The sequence below is a fragment of the Halorientalis pallida genome (assembly GCF_004118325.1).
GTDB lineage: Archaea > Halobacteriota > Halobacteria > Halobacteriales > Haloarculaceae > Halorientalis > Halorientalis pallida.
The window spans coordinates 205,662-220,958 of the sequence record NZ_RDFA01000001.1 but is presented as its reverse complement, the minus strand read 5'-3'; the positions used below and the strand labels follow the sequence as shown (position 1 = coordinate 220,958).

The following is a 15,297-nucleotide window of genomic DNA, read 5'->3' as shown; positions in this document are numbered from 1 at the left end:
GCTATTCTGTGTCCGACGGTTGATCGTTCTCGTCACCTGGTTCGTACGCACCGAGACGAACACCCGGCTCCACGTACCGATCGGACTGCCGCTCGCGGTTGCGCTCGGCCACTCGGCCCCACTCCCGAAGTCCTTGGGCGATCTGCTCGTCGGAGAACCCGATCACCTCGCCGACGGCCCGGAGGTCCCGCGGGGCGCGAAGGTGCAGATGCGTGGTTGGATCGACGCTCACGACGTAGGGTACGTCGTATGTCTCGACCAGCTCCCGAAGCTTCCGGAGATCCTGGATCGCCCTGACGCGGGTGCCGCCCTGTTCGCGCAGGACCCGGGCCAGCGAGAACTCGACGCGGACGCCGTTGCGCGCCGCTTCCTTGGCGAGGACGTGGTTGAAGTCACCGCCGTCCATCGGGTGGGCCAGCACGTCGACGGCGGCCTGTTCGACGGCGAACCGGTTGAGGCGGGTGTCGCCGCCGTGGACCGAGACCACGGTCTTCTCCTCGCGGTAGCTGCCGACGAAACCGCTGGCCCGGGACGGGTCGTCGGCCCGGACCTCGACGCCGTCGACCACGTCGATGCCGTACGTCTCGGCGATCTCGTCGTAGTCGGCCTCGCAGGGGCGGTCGCCGTGATTGCGGACGACGACCCCCGAGTACCCGTACTCGGCGGCGGTGAGCGCCTGCCGCGCGAGCGTACTCTCCCCGTCCGGTCGCGCGTGGACGCTCTCGTACATCACTTCTCGGCGATGAACGTCTCCAGGGCCTCGCGGGCGTTCTCGACCGCCTTCTCCTTCGTGGCGGGGTAGGCCTCGACTTTGGCCCGGACGGTGATGCCGTCGCCAAGCCGTACGTCGCCGCCGAACGCGGCCTGCTTGTCCAGTCTGAGAAACAGCGAGCAGTTGTCGTCGACGCGCTCGTCGAGTTCGTCGGCCAGTTGCTGGGCGGTGTCGAGGTCGCTCAGGCGGTCCAGCACGTGGCGCATCTCGTCGGCCCGTTCGACCCGCGCCGAGAGGACGACGATGCGGTCGCCGTGGTGCCCCTCCGAGGTGGCGCGCTCGATCTCGAACTCCTCGGGCAGGAAGTTCCGGAGCGCGCCCGCGACGCGTTTCTCGTCCTCTGTGGCGTAACAGAACGCGCGGAGGTCGACGTAGTGGAAGGGGACCGACGGCACGGCTACGTTACTCCTCGTCGTCGGCTTCTTCGACGAGTTCGAGCGCGTCCTCGGAGATGCCGGCTTCCTGTCCGTCGTCGAAGCTCACGGTGTAGTTGGCGTCGCCGAACATCGTCTCCATGACCTGCGTGACCTTGCCCTCTTCGCCGTCGTGTTCGCTGTGCTCGTCGTGCAGAATGACGGTGTCGTCTTCCTCGAGACTCATACCCGAAATCTACTCACGCCCGCCTAAAAAGGGACTGATTCGCGGTCACTGCCGGACGACGCGGTCGCCCTCCCTGTCGACCCTGACCCGACTGTCGAACGCCTGTGCCAGTTGTGCGACCGTTTGCTCGTCGTGGGCGGCCGGGTCGAGGTGGAAGTGCGCGCTCGCACCGAGTTCGGTCAGTCTGTTGGTCAGCATGTGCAGGAAGCGAAAGACGCGCTCGGTGTCGGCGTACTGCAGGAGGATCGACAGCGAGTCGAAACAGAGGGTCACGTCGCCGGCCGCCGCCCACTCGCCGAGGGCGTCGTTGAGCGCGATGCCGAGTCCCGTCAGGTCCCCCGGGTCGGTGAGACGCTGGACGTGGTAGTGTTCCGCTGGGGGTTCCGGCCCGCGCTCGCCGACGACGCCGCCGGCCCCGACGGCGACCACCGCCGACTCCGCCGGGTGATCGGGGAGGTGTGACTCGACCACTCGGTACCGCTCGATGGCCGACTCCATGTAGAGGACGTGGATGACCCGCGTACTGGCGGCGGCGTCGTGAGGGAGCATGTCGGTGCAGGCGTCGCGTTCGGCACCGCCGACGGAGGGTGCCAGCAGGAGGACGTTCCCGTCGTCCGGAAACCGGTCCGGGTCCCGGTCGCGGACGCGCTCGGAGGTCGTCATCGGTGGTCACCGCGCGTCCGCTCTCGTCCGTCGGCACTCTCTCCTCCAGTCGCGTCGTCCCCGAAGCGATCCGGCCCACGACCGCCGAACAGATCACGTCCGGGAGGGTTGCTCCCGTGCTTCATGACAGTGCAAGTCGGCCGCGTCCACATAACTCCCCGTCAGACGGGCGTCTGCCGGAAGATCCGACCGAATGAGAGTCTTCGGATGGGCGAACGGTGTAACCGTGAGCCGGAAGATCCGACCGAATGAGAGGAGCTTGGAAAATGCGAGCCCGGAGTGCGTGGTCTTCGACCGCGACGCGAACGGGCGGGGCGTCCCGTTCGGACGGCCCGTGTCGAAGCCTTATTGCTGACTCGTGTGAAATACGTCGACATGGTCGACCGTTCGCACTCTTTCGCTGCTCCTCCGGATCGCGTGCAAACGCCACGCCACGCAGACGCGGCACGATGACGGTCGTCGACAACCTGTGGTATCTCGCCGACGAGGCCGATCAGCGGGCCGAGCAGACGTATCATCGGCTCGCCGGCGATCACGAGAACTACGTCGAGTACGAGCGCACGCGGACCGTCTCTCGGTCGCGCTTCCGCACCGTCGCCGACCGTATTCGGGAGAACGGCCTCCCCTACGGTGCGCACACGCTGGTCTACCGGGATTCCGGCGACCTGCTCCTGGTCCGCCACGAGGGTGTCGACATGTGGGTCGTCCCCGGCGGCGAGGTCCACGCCGACGAGTCACTGCGAGAGGGTGCACGCCGTGAACTCAGGGAGGAAGCGGGCATCGACGCATCCTACGAGGGGCTGGGTATCCTCGCCCGGGTCAACTTCCGCAGCGACGGGCACCACGCCTGGGGCGTCCTCCCCGTGTTCGCGGCGCGGGCGGAGACGATGGAGCTGGCGGTCGAGGATCCCGACGACGAGATCTCCGAAGCACGCTGGTTCAGCGACCTCCCCGAGGACACGCGGGACCGCGCGGAACTGCTCACCTGGCGCGACCAGATGCTGTGAGCGGTGCCCCCGTCGGTGGGTTCGGTCGGCCGTTCGACGCGTCGTAACCGGAAGCAGTTTTAACTTTGACAGGTGGGTTGTGTGGGTACGGATGGAACGATCACAGATGGCGGTCGTCGCCGGCGTCGCCGGCGCGGTCGTGGTAGCAGGGGTCGGTGCGGCCTTCGTCTTCGGACTGGTCCCGGGCGGCGGGGGCGACGACGTCGCACCGCCGACCACGGGGGACGGAAACGGGAGCGAGGTGACCCTGAACTTCACGCTCGTCGGGGGGTCGGAGTGTGGACAGACCTGCCGGGTGGTGAACACGACGATCAGAAACACCGGGAACACGTCGCTGAACGTGACGGCGAGTCACGCCCTGTTCACCAGGTACGAGAACGGCAGCGCCAAGAAGGAAGCGTGGAGCGGGCAGGTCGCCCCGGGCACCATCGCCGCGAACGAGACGGTCGTCAGCACCTTCGAGATCAACGTGGGAATCGGCGACGGACTGGCGCTCAGGGAGAACGACGGTCTCCTCTTCACGACGCTGCAGACCGATCGGGGCAACGAGACGGTCGAGACCGTCGTCCCGGTCAACTAGGCCCCGAACTCCTCGCCCTCGCGCCCGTCGGCGTTCATGCGTCGGAGCGTCGCGCGGGCGTTGCTCGCGTCGTACCCGAAGAGGACGCTCTCGCCGTACTCGCTGGCGACCTCCGCGGCGTCGATGAGGTTGTCGATCTCGACGTCGACGGCGTACAACTCGACGCTGAACGGCGTGTCGAGGGCGTCGGCGAAGCCCGAGGCGATGATCTCCAGCCAGTAGGTCGTCGAGTAGGCCATGTCGTAGATGGGGACGACGAACTCGTCGACGTACTCGGCGAGGGCGTCGATATCGAGGCCGGCCCGCTCGTGGATGTGGCCGGGGTAGGGATCGGGGTACAGCGTCAGGTAGAGGTCGCCGGGGACGCGCTCGCGGGCCTCGCGGACGAACTCGGTGATCACGTCGGCTCGCCAGGCGAACCAGTCGTCGAACTCGCTCTCCGCGAAGCGGCGCTCACAGCGGTCGCAGTGACAGTACTCCGGGCGGGGAAAACCCACGTCGTCGAGGCGCACGTCAGGCGTCACCGCGGCGGCGTCGTCGACGATTTCGAGCAGCCCCTCGCGGTAGTCGTCACGGGTGGGGCAGACGTAGGCCCAGTCGAAGTACCGACGCTCCCGCGTGGCGGGTTTGCCGTCCTCGGAGACGGGGACGAGGTCGGGGTTGGCGTCGGCGGCGGCGTTGTCGCCGAAACACGACACCATGCTGATCCCCTCGGGGACGGGTTCGGCGGCCCGGCCGGTGACGTCTTTGACCTCGTAGAACGCGCGGTCGAACTCCGACCAGGCTAACTCTTCCTCGTTGCGAGTGACGACGCCGTACATATCTGTGGGTATGGAGCGGTCGGCAAAAGCCCGTCGGGGCCAGGGCGGTTCGCGAGCGATACGTCGACTGCCACCGACTCACTTCTTGACCGCGAGGCGGTACACGAGGACGATGGCGACCAGGGCAGCGGCGAGCTTGAGCTTCTTCGACATTGCATGACAAGAAACGGTGGGTCGGGGTATAATCCTTCCGGGGGCTGAACAGGAATCGCCCGGCGATCAGAACTCAGTCGACGTGGATGTGGTCGGCGATGGACTCCCGGATGATCGTGTCGCAGTAGGCACACCGCACGCCCTCCTCGAGGACGGCGAAGCGCGAGTCGACCGGCTCGTCTTTCGTCGTGATGCAGTTGCGGTTCGGACACTGCAGGACGCCGACGACTTCGCCAGGCCGCTCGACGCGGTGTTTTTCGACCACGTCGTAGTCCCGGACGATGTTGATCGTCGCCGCGGGCGCGATCAGGGAGAGCACGTCCACCTCGTCCTGACTCAACTCACGCCCCTCGACCTTCACCACGTCCTTCCGACCCAGTCGCTCGGAGGGGACGTTCATCCCGATCGAAACCTCCTCGCCGCCGGAGCCGTCGATGCCCAGGATCGCCAGGACGTTCAGCGCCTGCCCGCCCGTGACGTGATCGATAACCGTTCCCTCGGTGATCTTGCTGACGCGGAGTTGCTGGTCGTCGCTCATAGGTTGCCCTCCAGGATGAGGTCGAGCAGTGCCATCCGCACCGGCACGCCGTTGTGGGCCTGCTCGAAGTAGCGTGCGTGGTCGGTCTCGTCCACGTCGGGTGCGATCTCGTCGACGCGGGGTAGCGGGTGCATCACGACCAGGTCGTCTTTGGCCGCCTCCAGCGTCTCGGCGTCGATCTGGTACTCACCGGCCACCTTGCGATACTCGTCCTCGTCGGGGAACCGCTCGGCCTGGATCCGGGTGACGTACAGCACGTCCAGACTGTCCAGTACCTCGTCGAGGTCCGTGTGTTCCCGCATCGAGGCCCCGGCCTCGTGGAGGTCGTAGCGCACCCCACGCGGGAGTTTGAGGCTCTCCGGGCTGACGAAGTGTTGCTGAGCGTCGAAGGTCGTCAGCGCGTGGGCCAGGGAGTGGACCGTCCGCCCGTACTTCAGGTCGCCCATGATCCCCACGGTCAGGTCGTCGAACCCAGCCGACTCCCGGATCGTGTAGAGGTCCAGCAGGGTCTGCGTCGGATGCTGACCCGCGCCGTCGCCCGCGTTGATCAGCGGCACGTCGACGAACTCGCTTGCCATCTTGGCCGAGCCCTCGAGCGGGTGACGCATCACGAGCGCGTCGGCGTAGCCCTCGACGACGCGCACGGTGTCGGCGAGGCTCTCCCCTTTCTTGACGCTGGACTGGTCGACCGGGCCCATGTCGACGATGTCGCCGCCCAGTCGTTTCATCGCCGCGGTGAAACTCATCTTCGTGCGCGTACTCGGCTCGAAAAAGAGGGTCCCGAGCAACTTCCCGTCGTGCCGGTCGGCCACCGCGTCCGGATCGGCGGCGATCTCGGCCGCGCGATCCAGTACCGACTCGATGTCGGCACGCGAGAGGTGTTTCGCGCTGATGATGTGGTCCTGGGGCATTGAGAGAACCCGCGACCCGCGGCCCCTTGAATCCCTCGTTAGTCCGGACGAATCGAGACCGCCTCCGAACCTTCTTGGCCGAAGCCGCGACCACCCGCGGCCATGCTCGCGATAGCCGGTGGGAAAGGCGGCTGTGGGAAGACGACCACGACGTACCGACTGGGACGTGCGCTCGCCGCCGACGGTCGGTCGCCCCTGCTGGTCGACGCCGACGTGGAGATGCCGGATCTCCACCGTGTCACTGGGGTCCCCCGCGAACCCGGCCTCCCCGCCGTCGCCGACGGACGGCGACCCGCGAGCGTCGCCCACGCACCGGTCGGCCACCCCGCCCTCGCCGTCCTCCCGGCCGCGGGTGCAGGGACGGACGCGCTCGACGCCGCGGCACCCCGCCTCCGCGGGTGGGACGGCCCGGTACTGCTCGACTGCCCGGCCGGTGCGATGGCCGACGCCGTCGGCCCGTTGCGCGTGGCCGACCGGACGCTCCTCGTGTCGACGCCCCGTCGCCGGTCGCTCCGGGACGCCGTCAAGACGGCCGCGATGGCCCGCGAACTCGACGCACCGCCACTCCTCGCGGTGCTGGTCGAGACCAGCCCGGCAGACGACGCGGCGACGGTCCCGACCGAGCCCGCGCGCGCTGCGATGAACTGTCCGGTCGCGGAACGTATACCCTACGTTTCGAGTGGAGATCGCCGGACACAACCGGTTCGTACGGGGTATAGGAGGGTCGCAAGAAAGGTTCAACAACGGAATATTTAATCTGCTGGATACGCTTGTCTCGTACTGACATGGAGAATCGGCTCCGGACCGGGATCGACGTTCTCGACCGGAAGCTCAACGGTGGTATCCCGGCCGGCAGCATCGTCGCGCTCTGTGCCGACCCGGCGAGCCAGGCCGAGCTATTTCTCTACGAGTTGACCGCGACGCGGGGCACGCTGTACCTGTCGCTCGACCGTTCCGAGGAAGCCGTCTCCGACAGCATCCGCAACTCCCCGACCGAGACCGGCGACCCGACCGTCCGGCACATTCCCGGGGAAGCGCCGCTGGACAACGCCGGCAAACTCGTCTCCGCGCTCCCGGAGACCTCGAACCTCATCATCGACCCGGTGAACGTCCTGGAGACACAGGAACCGCCCTCGCGGTTCCGCAACTTCATGAACGACCTCCAGAACCACATCTTCAACACCGGCTCGCTGGCGGTCCTGCACTGCCTGACCGGCCACCAGATTCCACGCCTCCGGGATTCGACCGAACACTTCGCCGACGTGATCTTCCAGCTCGAGACCGGCACCAACGGCGACGACGTGGAGAACCGGTTAGCCATCCCGAAGTTCCGGGGTGGCCGCGCGCCCGCCGACGTGATCAAACTCGACCTCGTCGAAGAGGTCTCCATCGACACGTCTCGGGATATCGCCTGATCCTGATCCTCAGTCGTCGGCGGCAGCCGACGCCGTGGCTCCGTCCGGGGTCGACGCGACCACGTCTTCGTTGCCTGCGACCCAACGCAGGAGCAGGAACGCGAACACGTACTTCGCGAGGATATCCAGCACGGAGTACCCCCACGACGTGACGCCCGCGTCGATCAGGGCGAACCCTTCGATACCGAGCGCCCAGAGGATCGGGTACCCGAGCCACAGCACCACGGTCAAGAGTTTCAGCGTCCCGAATATCTCGGCCGTGCCGGCTCGTGCGGCGTCGTCTGGCCACTCGACCAGCAGCACGTAGAGCACGGCCACGAAGAAGGCCGAACTGATTCCGTAGAACGCCCAGCGAAGCAGGTACGACTGGGAGACGAGCGCGGCGGCCAGCCCCGTCACACACATCCCCACGTCCATCGTGATAGCCGTGAACAGTTTCGCCGTATCCGTGCCCGCGAGCAGGCCGAGCGCCAGGAGGATCATCGGTGTCGAGAACGTCCAGGTCAGGTATCGTCCCCACGGGGAGAACACCTCCTGGCCAGCCAGGGCGTGTCCTGCGGGCATCTCCAGGGTCCCGACGGTAAGCCCCGACAGCAGGGCCGTGTAACTGGCCAGCGAGACCAGCGGCACCAGGAGTGTCGATACCCATATCAGCCGTGCCCGCGGTGTGTCTACGTTGCGGCCCATGTAGACGAACAGCAAGATCGCGAGGCCGGCGAGGGCCACGTTGACCCACAGCGACGCGCTCAGTACCGTGTCGTTCCGAAGTATCTCGACGCCGTTCGTCTGCAAGACGGGCGCTGCGAGCGCCGACGCGTCTCCAGTGGCTTCCGTAATCATGTGTATGATGATTTCGGGACCCGGCCGCGAGGTGGCTCAAAACCGGCCACTGCGACCCGTCCCTACAACGGCTACGCCTGGGATCCGGAAAAAACGGACCCCCAACCAGTCAGTACTCCGAGAACGAACGACGTCCCGACGATCGAACCGTCGGCGGCGTTACTCGTTGGCGTCTTCGGCTGCGCCTTCGATCTCTTCCATGATCTCGTCGGCGTCGACGTCGGCGTCCTCGAGGGCTTCCTCGATGTCGCCCTCGCCGGCACCGCCCATGCCGCCCATCATGCCGCCCATGCCCATGCCCATCCCGGAGCCGTCGATGATCTCCTGGATGATCACGCGGTCGAGACCGAGCAGGTCGGTGACCTGCTGGCAGATCTGCTGTTTCTGCATCATCCACTGCTGGTTCATGCTGAGCTGGGGGTTGGCCTCGATGTAGAGGGTCTCCTTCTCGACCTCGACGACCTCGGTCTCGGGTTCGGGCTCTTCGTCCTCGTCACTCTCCTCCTCGTCGGGCTGGACGAGTTCCTCTTCCTCGACCTCGTCGGTCTGGATCCACATCTCCAGCTCCATGCCGAGGTACATGTCGAAGAGGCTGCGGGCCTGTTCGAGCTGGTCCGCGACCTGCCCGACGACCTCGTAGTCGTACTCGATGTCCTCGCCGGCCAGCGGGTGGTTGAAGTCGACGCGGGCGCGGCCGCCGACGAGGGTCTCGACGCGGCCCTGCTGGCCGTCGATCTGGACCTGCGCGCCGGGGTACTGGTCGTCTTCGGGGATCTTGTTGACTGAGACGGTGCGCACGTCGTCCTCGTCGAACTCGCCGAACGCCTCTTCGGCGGCGATCTCGACGGTGTCGCTCTGACCGACCTCGCCGCCGATGATGTCGTCCTCGACGGCCTCGAAGAGGAAGCCCTCGCCCAGCACGAGCGTGCGGGGCTCGAACTCGCGGCCTTCCTCGTCCAGGCCCTCCTCCTCGGCGACCTCGGGACGGGTCGTGTCGACGATGGTGCCCTCCTCGACCGTGCGGGCGGTGTAGTCCAGTTCCACGAAGTCGCCCGCCTGGAGCCCGGACTGTTCGGATTCGGCTGTCTCCTCGCTGTCTGCTACGTCATCGGCCTGTTCGGCCTCGTCGGCCTCGGCTTCGTCACTCATACCCTGAAGGTCATGGGTTACGCCTATAAGCACAACGTTTCGACCTTGGCCGTCGACGGGGGGCGACCGGCCGGAATCCGGATGCTTTAGTCCCGCCCCGCGAATCGGGAGGTATGTACGAGGTGGAGGTCAAGGTCCGCGCCGACCACGAGGCTGTCCGGGAGCGACTGGCCGATCTGGACGCCGACCCGCTGGGTACCGTCGAGCAGATCGACACCTACTTCGACGCGCCCCATCGCGACTTCGCGGCGACCGACGAGGCACTGCGACTGCGCGAGGAACGGGACGCGGACGGAGCGATAACCGAGCTGACCTACAAGGGACCGCTGGTCGAGGCCGAGTCAAAGACCCGCGAGGAGATCGAGTCCGAAGTGGCCCATCGCGACCGCGTGCAGGCCATCTTCGAGTCGCTGGGCTTCTCGCCGGCCGCAACAGTGGAGAAGGAACGCACACGATTTCAGGTCGACGAGTTCACTGTCACGCTGGATTCGGTCGTCGGCGTAGGGGAGTTCGTCGAGGTCGAAACGGAGTGCGGGCGCGAGGCCGACGTGCCCGCCGAGCGCGAGGCCGCCCAGGACCTCCTTGAATCGCTCGACCTGGACCCCGACGACGGCATCCGAACTTCCTACCTCGGCATGCTGCTCGCCGACGGGGATGCTTGACGGTAATTCTGTCAGCCTCGACATTTCCGGAAGTTATAGCATCCCCACCTGCCAAGGCACGGGTAATGACCGAGCGGAACATTCGCGTCGAGCCGACCAACCGGCTCGCTGTCGAAGATCAGGAAGTAGAGATCGTCGAGCGCAAGGGGATCGGGCATCCGGACTCGATCTGTGACGGCGTGGCAGAGCGCGTCTCGCAGGCGCTCGCGCAGGCCTACCTCGAACGGGTCGGCAAGCCGCTCCACTACAACACCGACGAGACGCAACTGGTCGCAGGCAGCGCCGCGCCGGCGTTCGGCGGCGGGGAGATCCAGGAGCCGATCTACCTGCTGATCGTCGGCCGCGCGACCAAGGAGTACGAGGGCACGAAGATTCCGGCCGAGACCATCGCGCTGGAGGCCGCCCGCGAGTACCTCAACGAGGAGATTCCGCAACTCGACGTGGGTCGAGACGTCGTCGTCGACGTGAAACTCGGCGAGGGCAGTGGTGACCTGCAGGAAGTGTTCGGTGAGGACGGCGCAGTCCCGATGGCCAACGACACGAGCTTCGGGGTCGGCCACGCGCCCCTGACCGAGACCGAGCGGATCGTCTACGAGACCGAACGGCGGCTCAACGGCGAGTACGCCGACGACAACCCCGAGGTGGGGCCGGACGTGAAGGTAATGGGCAAACGCGAGGGCGACCACGTGGACGTGACCGTCGCCGTCGCGATGATCGACGAGTACGTCGACGACCTCGACGCCTACCGGGATGCAGTCGAGGGCGTTCGGGAGTACGTCGGCGACCTCGCCCGGTCGATCACCGACCGCTCCGTGACCGTGCACGTCAACACCGCCGACGATTACGAGGACGGGGCGATCTACCTGACCTGTACCGGCACGTCCGCCGAGATGGGCGACGACGGCTCGGTCGGCCGGGGCAACCGCGCGAACGGGCTCATCACGCCCAACCGTCCGATGAGCATGGAGGCCACGAGCGGGAAAAACGCCGTCAACCACATCGGGAAGATCTACAACCTGCTCTCGACGGACGTGGCCGAGGCCGTCGTCGAGGAGGTCGACGGCATCCGCGAACTCCAGATCCGCCTGCTCAGTCAGATCGGGCGACCCATCGACCAGCCCCACGTCGCCGACGCCCACGTCGTCACCGAAGACGGCGTCTCGGTCGCCGACATCGAGGACGAGGTGACTGCCATCGTCGACGAACGACTGGCGAACGTGACCTCGATCACCGAGCGGGCCATCGAGGGCGACCTCTCGACCTTCTAGAGTTCGACCATATCGTCGAACGTCGTCTTGATGCGACTGATCGTCCGCTCGTCGTGGGCCGTCGGGTCGAGGTGGAAGTGGGCGACCGCGTCGACCTTGTGGAACTGTCCCGTCAGCATGTGCAGGAACTTGTAGGCGCTCTCGGTGTCGACGAACTGGAGCATCGCCGTCACCGAGTCGAAGCAGACGTACACCTCGTTGTCCGTCTCCGACAGTGCCGTCAGGGCGTTGTTCAACTCCATCCCCAGACCCGTGAGGTCGTTGGGATTGGCCGCGAGGACTTCGACGGTGCCGTCGGCCTCGCCGGACAGCGTCTGACCACCGATGGACCCGGACTGAGCGCGGTCGTCGACGCTCACGATGACGGTGTTGGCCGGCGGGTCGCCGACCCGGTCGGCCCACTCGTCGACCAGGCGGTCGGGCGAGCGGTGGTAGACGATCCGCACCAGGTCGACGGACTCCGGCGCCTGTCCCGAGAGCAGATCGTGGCACTGCTCAGCCTTGTCGTCGCTCATCGCCGGCGCCATCACGAGCAGGTTCCCGGCTTTTGCGGGTGTGTGTTTGCTCATCTCAGTTCCCCTCGTCGGCCCGTGGCGGGCGCTGGATGCGCATGTACGGTTTGTCCTCGGTGTACTCGACCAGTCGCGTCGAGCCGAGGAACCCGGCGGGCGACTTCTTCAGTTTGAGATACTGGAGTCCCTTGTCGTTGATCCACGTCCGGAGGACCTGCCAGGCGCTGTTCTTGTAGAATTCGGCGAGCTCGTCCGCCATCGTGCCGGGGTTGAAAAAGTACAGCGACGTGTCGGCGGCCTGCATCAGGTTCTCCTCCTCCCAGAATCGTATCCGTTTCAGTTCGTCGTCGTCCGTTACCGGGATCTGAGCCTCGACGTTGATCGCGCTGAACATGGCGCTGTCACCCCGGCGCTCGTCGATGATCTCGAAGACGTGCTCGGCGTCCTCGTCCTCGTGTTCGCGCGGTTTGAACACGTTCCGGCGGGTGTTCCGCCAGATGTTCGGGTAGTCGATCAGGAAGAGTTCGTCGTTCGCGAGCATCTCGTCCATGTCGCCCACGTCCCGGTCGATGATCGCTTCCAGCCGCTTTGGCGGCAACTCCACGGGCGGGACCAGCGTGATGGCCATGTCGTTGTCGACCGCCGCTCGCATCAGGTTCGTGATGATCGAGTGGGGGCTGGCCTGTCCGTCGTGTTCGAGCAGCATCGTCCCGCCGAGGACGATGCCGCCACCCAGCAGGGCGTCGAGTCCGCCGATCCCGCTCGCCATGAAGTCCTCTGGGACGAACTCCCCGGGGTGGGTCCGCATCCGGGGGATCAGCCTGACGCCGTCGTCGTCGAAGTCCGTCTGGAAGACCCGGGTGTCGTGGTCGACGCCGCGCATCTTCATCACCTCCAGGAAGCGGTGGTAGTCGCCCTCGATGTTCTCTCGCCACAGGCGGACGACGCCGTGAGTGTTGTACTGGATCGAGTCGGAGACGGCGACAGTGGCCTCGCCCGCGTCGGTGCCGAGACCGCTCTCTTCGGCCGTCAGGACGGTCGTCGCCTCGAACTCGTCGGAGAATAGCCTGATGAGATCGAGGACGGCCCGCCGGTAGCGGTCGTAGTCGTCGCCCATCGCCGACAGCCCGGAGACGCTGTCCAGCACCACCCGGTCGACCGGCGCGAACTGTTCGAGGTGTTTGACGATGTACTGGGACTCGAAGGGCGCGGAGTAGCCGTCGCTGACGGAATCCCCACCTTCGAGCGTCTTCAGTGTCAGTTCTTCCTCTTCACCCTCCAGCGTGTAGCCCGTCGTGGCGTGGATCGTGGTGAGCGTGAGGTCCCTGTGGTCGAGGTCGAACGTGTAGCCGTCGAACGTGTCCCGTAACTCGTCGGTGGTCTGTTCCGTGCTGACGAACAGACAGTCGTCGCCGGCGTCGAGTCCGCGCTGGAGGAACTGCATCGCCAGCGTCGACTTGCCGGTCCCGGGACCGCCCGAGACGAGGACCGACCGGTTCTTCGGGAGCCCGCCCTGGAGGATTTCGTCCAGAACGACGCTCCCCGAGGGGACCTTTCGCAGGCCATCGTCGCTGGATTCGACTGTCGGCTCCTGACTCATGGGGGGATCGAACTTGTCACGGGTACGGAGGCCAGTCGTAAGTGAGTGCGGGTCGATTCGACACACCGTGTCGGTGGCGACGGCCGGGGAGCCGAAACCGCTTTGCCTCGCGGCCCTGTTGCGGCGAGTATGACGCAGGTCTGTCTCGTCGGCGATCCGGAGGTGAACCTCCGGTACGAGTTGCTCTCGCGTGAGACGGCCCGCAACGCCCTCGCGACGTACGACCTGCGGGAACCGTTCGAGAACACCGTCGCCGTCGAGACGGTGAGCCTCGGCGCAGCCGTCGCCCTCCTGAACGACCTGAACTGGTATCTCGTCCGGTTCACACGCGACGCGTTCGTCCGCGAACCCAGCGTCAGCGAGACCGAGTGGCTCTCGCGGGACCTGGCGGCGGCCGTCCGCGACGACGACCTGTCCGCCGACGAGACCGAACGCTTCCTCGAGGTCTACGGCGTCGAGTACGAGTCCGACCGGCGAGACGACGGTCCACCGGACGCGGTGTCGACCGACGAGTCCACCGACACCGAGGAAGGCGACGGGTCCGACGACGCGACCGTCGAGACGGCCCCCGCACTAGTCGAGCCGATGTACGCCGCCCGGACCGGACCGGAACTCCCCGAGTACGACCTGCGCGAGGTCTCGGACACGCTCGTCGTCAGAGTGACCGAAGACGAGTTCGGCGGCGAGAAACAGCGGTAAGCGGGCCGGACCCGCTATTCCGGGCCCGGTGCCGGCGAGTCGAGGAACTCGATCAGCGAGACGACCCGCTGGAGGACTTTTCGCTGGCTCCGCCGGAGGTTCTCGGAGGCGGCTGGTTTGGACACGTCGAACGACCCCGCGATCTCGCCGAGCGTCGTCCCCCGGGGGACGTCGAAGTACCCGTCCCGGACGGCGCGTTCGAGGGTCCGGCGCTCGACTGCCGAGAGCGAGAGGGACTCGTCGACGAGTTCGTGGACCGGGTCGCAGTCCAGGGCCTCCCTCGGGACGTCGTCGGCCCCGAGCCGCTCTCGGTTCCGGACGGTGAACTCGTTGTCGTCGTCGAGCGCGGTGAGTGCGTCCGAGGCGACCGAGCCGTCGTCGAAGCCGACGTGCCAGCGCTCGCTGCCGTCGGCGACGCGGAACGGGCCCGTGACGTAGCCGTCGTGCTCGCGAATCACGGACATCGCCTCGGTCTCGCCGATGCGGGTCCGGACCTGCGCCCGGTCGTCGTGTCGGGCGAGCAGGTGACAGGTCCGGAGCCGATCGTGAGCCCGAAGCGCGTCGAGACCGTTCGCCAGCGCCGCCTCGTCGGCTCCATCCACGGTCATTCGCGTCTCCAGTTCCCGCTCGTTTTGATCGAACTCCCACTGGAACGCCGCGAACCGGACGTCGAAGTCGGCGCTCACGTCGATGAACGGGCAGTCGTACTGCTCCATATCCAGTGTGTACTCGAGCATGGCGTGGGAGCGTTCCCCTCTCCACGGCCGCGATTATAGTTCTTGTAGCGCTTCTGTGGCGGCTTTACATGTTAAGGGCCAACCCTATCGCCGCCAGCGTGGACGTATAAACCATGCACGCACTGCCAGCGGACGGACCGGTCGTACTGCGGGAGGTGAGATAGATGGTGGTCGCCTCACTGCTTGGGCTCCAGAGTCCGATCGTCGAGCTGGTTCTCGCAGGGATCGTCGTCTTCCTGCTCTCGGCCCTCTACCTCGGGCTGCGATTCGAGGGCGTCGGCTCGGTCGCCGAATCGGAACCCGACACCGGCGACGAACCCGCTAGCAACGAGGGGGAGTCGAGGCAGCCACAGCCCGGGAGGAACTGACC

The 15,297-nt window shown here is 66.5% G+C and carries 20 protein-coding genes; 8 read left to right on the top strand and 12 right to left on the bottom strand.

What is annotated here, in order from left to right:
• Window position 1: 1 nt before the first annotated feature.
• The 4 genes from EAF64_RS01250 to EAF64_RS01235 are packed head-to-tail and all read right to left on the bottom strand — an operon-like array spanning window position 2 to window position 2,035.
• The gene (locus tag EAF64_RS01250) at window positions 2-730 is read right to left on the bottom strand and encodes an RNase P subunit p30 family protein (RefSeq protein WP_129067163.1); all 729 of its coding nucleotides are present in this window, start codon (window positions 728-730) and stop codon (window positions 2-4) included.
• Window positions 730-1,167, bottom strand: coding sequence for an RNA-binding protein (locus EAF64_RS01245; RefSeq protein ID WP_129067162.1), 438 nt, complete (start codon window positions 1,165-1,167; stop codon window positions 730-732). The genes EAF64_RS01250 and EAF64_RS01245 overlap by 1 nt, the downstream gene beginning before the upstream one ends.
• Before the next feature lie 7 nt (window positions 1,168-1,174).
• Window positions 1,175-1,372 carry a DUF1918 domain-containing protein gene (locus EAF64_RS01240; protein ID WP_129067161.1) on the bottom strand — a complete coding sequence of 66 codons (198 nt, stop codon included), beginning with the start codon at window positions 1,370-1,372 and terminating at the stop codon, window positions 1,175-1,177.
• 45 nt (window positions 1,373-1,417) lie between these two features.
• Window positions 1,418-2,035, bottom strand: coding sequence for a DUF7504 family protein (locus EAF64_RS01235; RefSeq protein ID WP_129067160.1), 618 nt, complete (start codon window positions 2,033-2,035; stop codon window positions 1,418-1,420).
• Window positions 2,036-2,484: 449 nt separating this feature from the next.
• On the opposite strand from EAF64_RS01235, the gene EAF64_RS01230 reads away from it, so the two are divergent.
• Window positions 2,485-3,042 (top strand): NUDIX hydrolase, encoded by a 558-nt coding sequence (locus tag EAF64_RS01230; protein WP_129067159.1) that lies wholly within the window; start codon window positions 2,485-2,487, stop codon window positions 3,040-3,042.
• Window positions 3,043-3,133: 91 nt separating this feature from the next.
• Window positions 3,134-3,622, top strand: coding sequence for a hypothetical protein (locus EAF64_RS01225; RefSeq protein WP_193767534.1), 489 nt, complete (start codon window positions 3,134-3,136; stop codon window positions 3,620-3,622).
• Here EAF64_RS01225 and EAF64_RS01220 read toward each other — a convergent pair.
• The 3 genes from EAF64_RS01220 to pyrB all read right to left on the bottom strand — a co-directional run bounded on the left by EAF64_RS01220 (window position 3,619) and on the right by pyrB (window position 6,045).
• Window positions 3,619-4,443 carry a hypothetical protein gene (locus tag EAF64_RS01220; RefSeq protein ID WP_129067157.1) on the bottom strand — a complete coding sequence of 275 codons (825 nt, stop codon included), beginning with the start codon at window positions 4,441-4,443 and terminating at the stop codon, window positions 3,619-3,621. The genes EAF64_RS01225 and EAF64_RS01220 overlap by 4 nt on opposite strands.
• A gap of 226 nt (window positions 4,444-4,669) precedes the next feature.
• Window positions 4,670-5,134 (bottom strand): aspartate carbamoyltransferase regulatory subunit, encoded by a 465-nt coding sequence (gene pyrI / locus EAF64_RS01215; RefSeq protein WP_129067156.1) that lies wholly within the window; start codon window positions 5,132-5,134, stop codon window positions 4,670-4,672.
• Window positions 5,131-6,045, bottom strand: coding sequence for an aspartate carbamoyltransferase (pyrB, locus tag EAF64_RS01210; protein WP_129067155.1), 915 nt, complete (start codon window positions 6,043-6,045; stop codon window positions 5,131-5,133). The genes pyrI and pyrB overlap by 4 nt, the downstream gene beginning before the upstream one ends.
• A gap of 102 nt (window positions 6,046-6,147) precedes the next feature.
• On the opposite strand from pyrB, the gene EAF64_RS01205 reads away from it, so the two are divergent.
• Window positions 6,148-6,801: a MinD/ParA family ATP-binding protein gene (locus tag EAF64_RS01205; protein WP_129067154.1), complete on the top strand. Its 654-nt coding sequence runs from the start codon at window positions 6,148-6,150 to the stop codon at window positions 6,799-6,801.
• Window positions 6,802-6,830: 29 nt separating this feature from the next.
• The gene (locus tag EAF64_RS01200; RefSeq protein WP_129067153.1) at window positions 6,831-7,460 is read left to right on the top strand and encodes an RAD55 family ATPase; all 630 of its coding nucleotides are present in this window, start codon (window positions 6,831-6,833) and stop codon (window positions 7,458-7,460) included.
• 9 nt (window positions 7,461-7,469) lie between these two features.
• On the opposite strand, the gene EAF64_RS01195 is transcribed toward EAF64_RS01200, so the two are convergent.
• On the bottom strand, window positions 7,470-8,300 hold the full coding sequence (locus EAF64_RS01195; RefSeq protein ID WP_129067152.1) for a bacteriorhodopsin: 831 nt from the start codon (window positions 8,298-8,300) through the stop codon (window positions 7,470-7,472).
• Window positions 8,301-8,459: 159 nt separating this feature from the next.
• On the bottom strand, window positions 8,460-9,449 hold the full coding sequence (locus EAF64_RS01190) for an FKBP-type peptidyl-prolyl cis-trans isomerase (protein WP_129067151.1): 990 nt from the start codon (window positions 9,447-9,449) through the stop codon (window positions 8,460-8,462).
• Window positions 9,450-9,562: 113 nt separating this feature from the next.
• Between EAF64_RS01190 and cyaB the strand changes: the two genes are divergently transcribed.
• Entirely contained in the window at window positions 9,563-10,111 is a 549-nt protein-coding gene (cyaB, locus tag EAF64_RS01185; protein ID WP_129067150.1) for a class IV adenylate cyclase, read from the top strand.
• A 65-nt stretch (window positions 10,112-10,176) separates the two neighbouring features.
• On the top strand, window positions 10,177-11,379 hold the full coding sequence (locus EAF64_RS01180) for a methionine adenosyltransferase (protein ID WP_129067149.1): 1,203 nt from the start codon (window positions 10,177-10,179) through the stop codon (window positions 11,377-11,379).
• Here the strand turns inward: EAF64_RS01180 and EAF64_RS01175 are convergent.
• Window positions 11,376-11,948, bottom strand: coding sequence for a DUF7504 family protein (locus EAF64_RS01175; RefSeq protein ID WP_129067148.1), 573 nt, complete (start codon window positions 11,946-11,948; stop codon window positions 11,376-11,378). The two genes, EAF64_RS01180 and EAF64_RS01175, sit on opposite strands and share 4 nt — an antisense overlap.
• 1 nt (window position 11,949) lies before the next feature.
• A complete protein-coding gene (locus EAF64_RS01170; protein ID WP_129067147.1) occupies window positions 11,950-13,491 on the bottom strand; it encodes an RAD55 family ATPase in 1,542 nt (513 codons plus the stop codon).
• Between the two features lie 129 nt (window positions 13,492-13,620).
• Between EAF64_RS01170 and EAF64_RS01165 the strand changes: the two genes are divergently transcribed.
• A complete protein-coding gene (locus tag EAF64_RS01165; RefSeq protein WP_129067146.1) occupies window positions 13,621-14,190 on the top strand; it encodes a DUF5804 family protein in 570 nt (189 codons plus the stop codon).
• Between the two features lie 14 nt (window positions 14,191-14,204).
• Here the strand turns inward: EAF64_RS01165 and EAF64_RS01160 are convergent, their stop codons facing one another.
• Entirely contained in the window at window positions 14,205-14,927 is a 723-nt protein-coding gene (locus EAF64_RS01160) for a helix-turn-helix domain-containing protein (protein WP_129067145.1), read from the bottom strand.
• A gap of 164 nt (window positions 14,928-15,091) precedes the next feature.
• Here EAF64_RS01160 and EAF64_RS01155 point away from each other — a divergent pair, with 164 nt between their 5' ends.
• The gene (locus EAF64_RS01155; protein ID WP_129067144.1) at window positions 15,092-15,295 is read left to right on the top strand and encodes a hypothetical protein; all 204 of its coding nucleotides are present in this window, start codon (window positions 15,092-15,094) and stop codon (window positions 15,293-15,295) included.
• Window positions 15,296-15,297 lie beyond the last annotated feature (2 nt).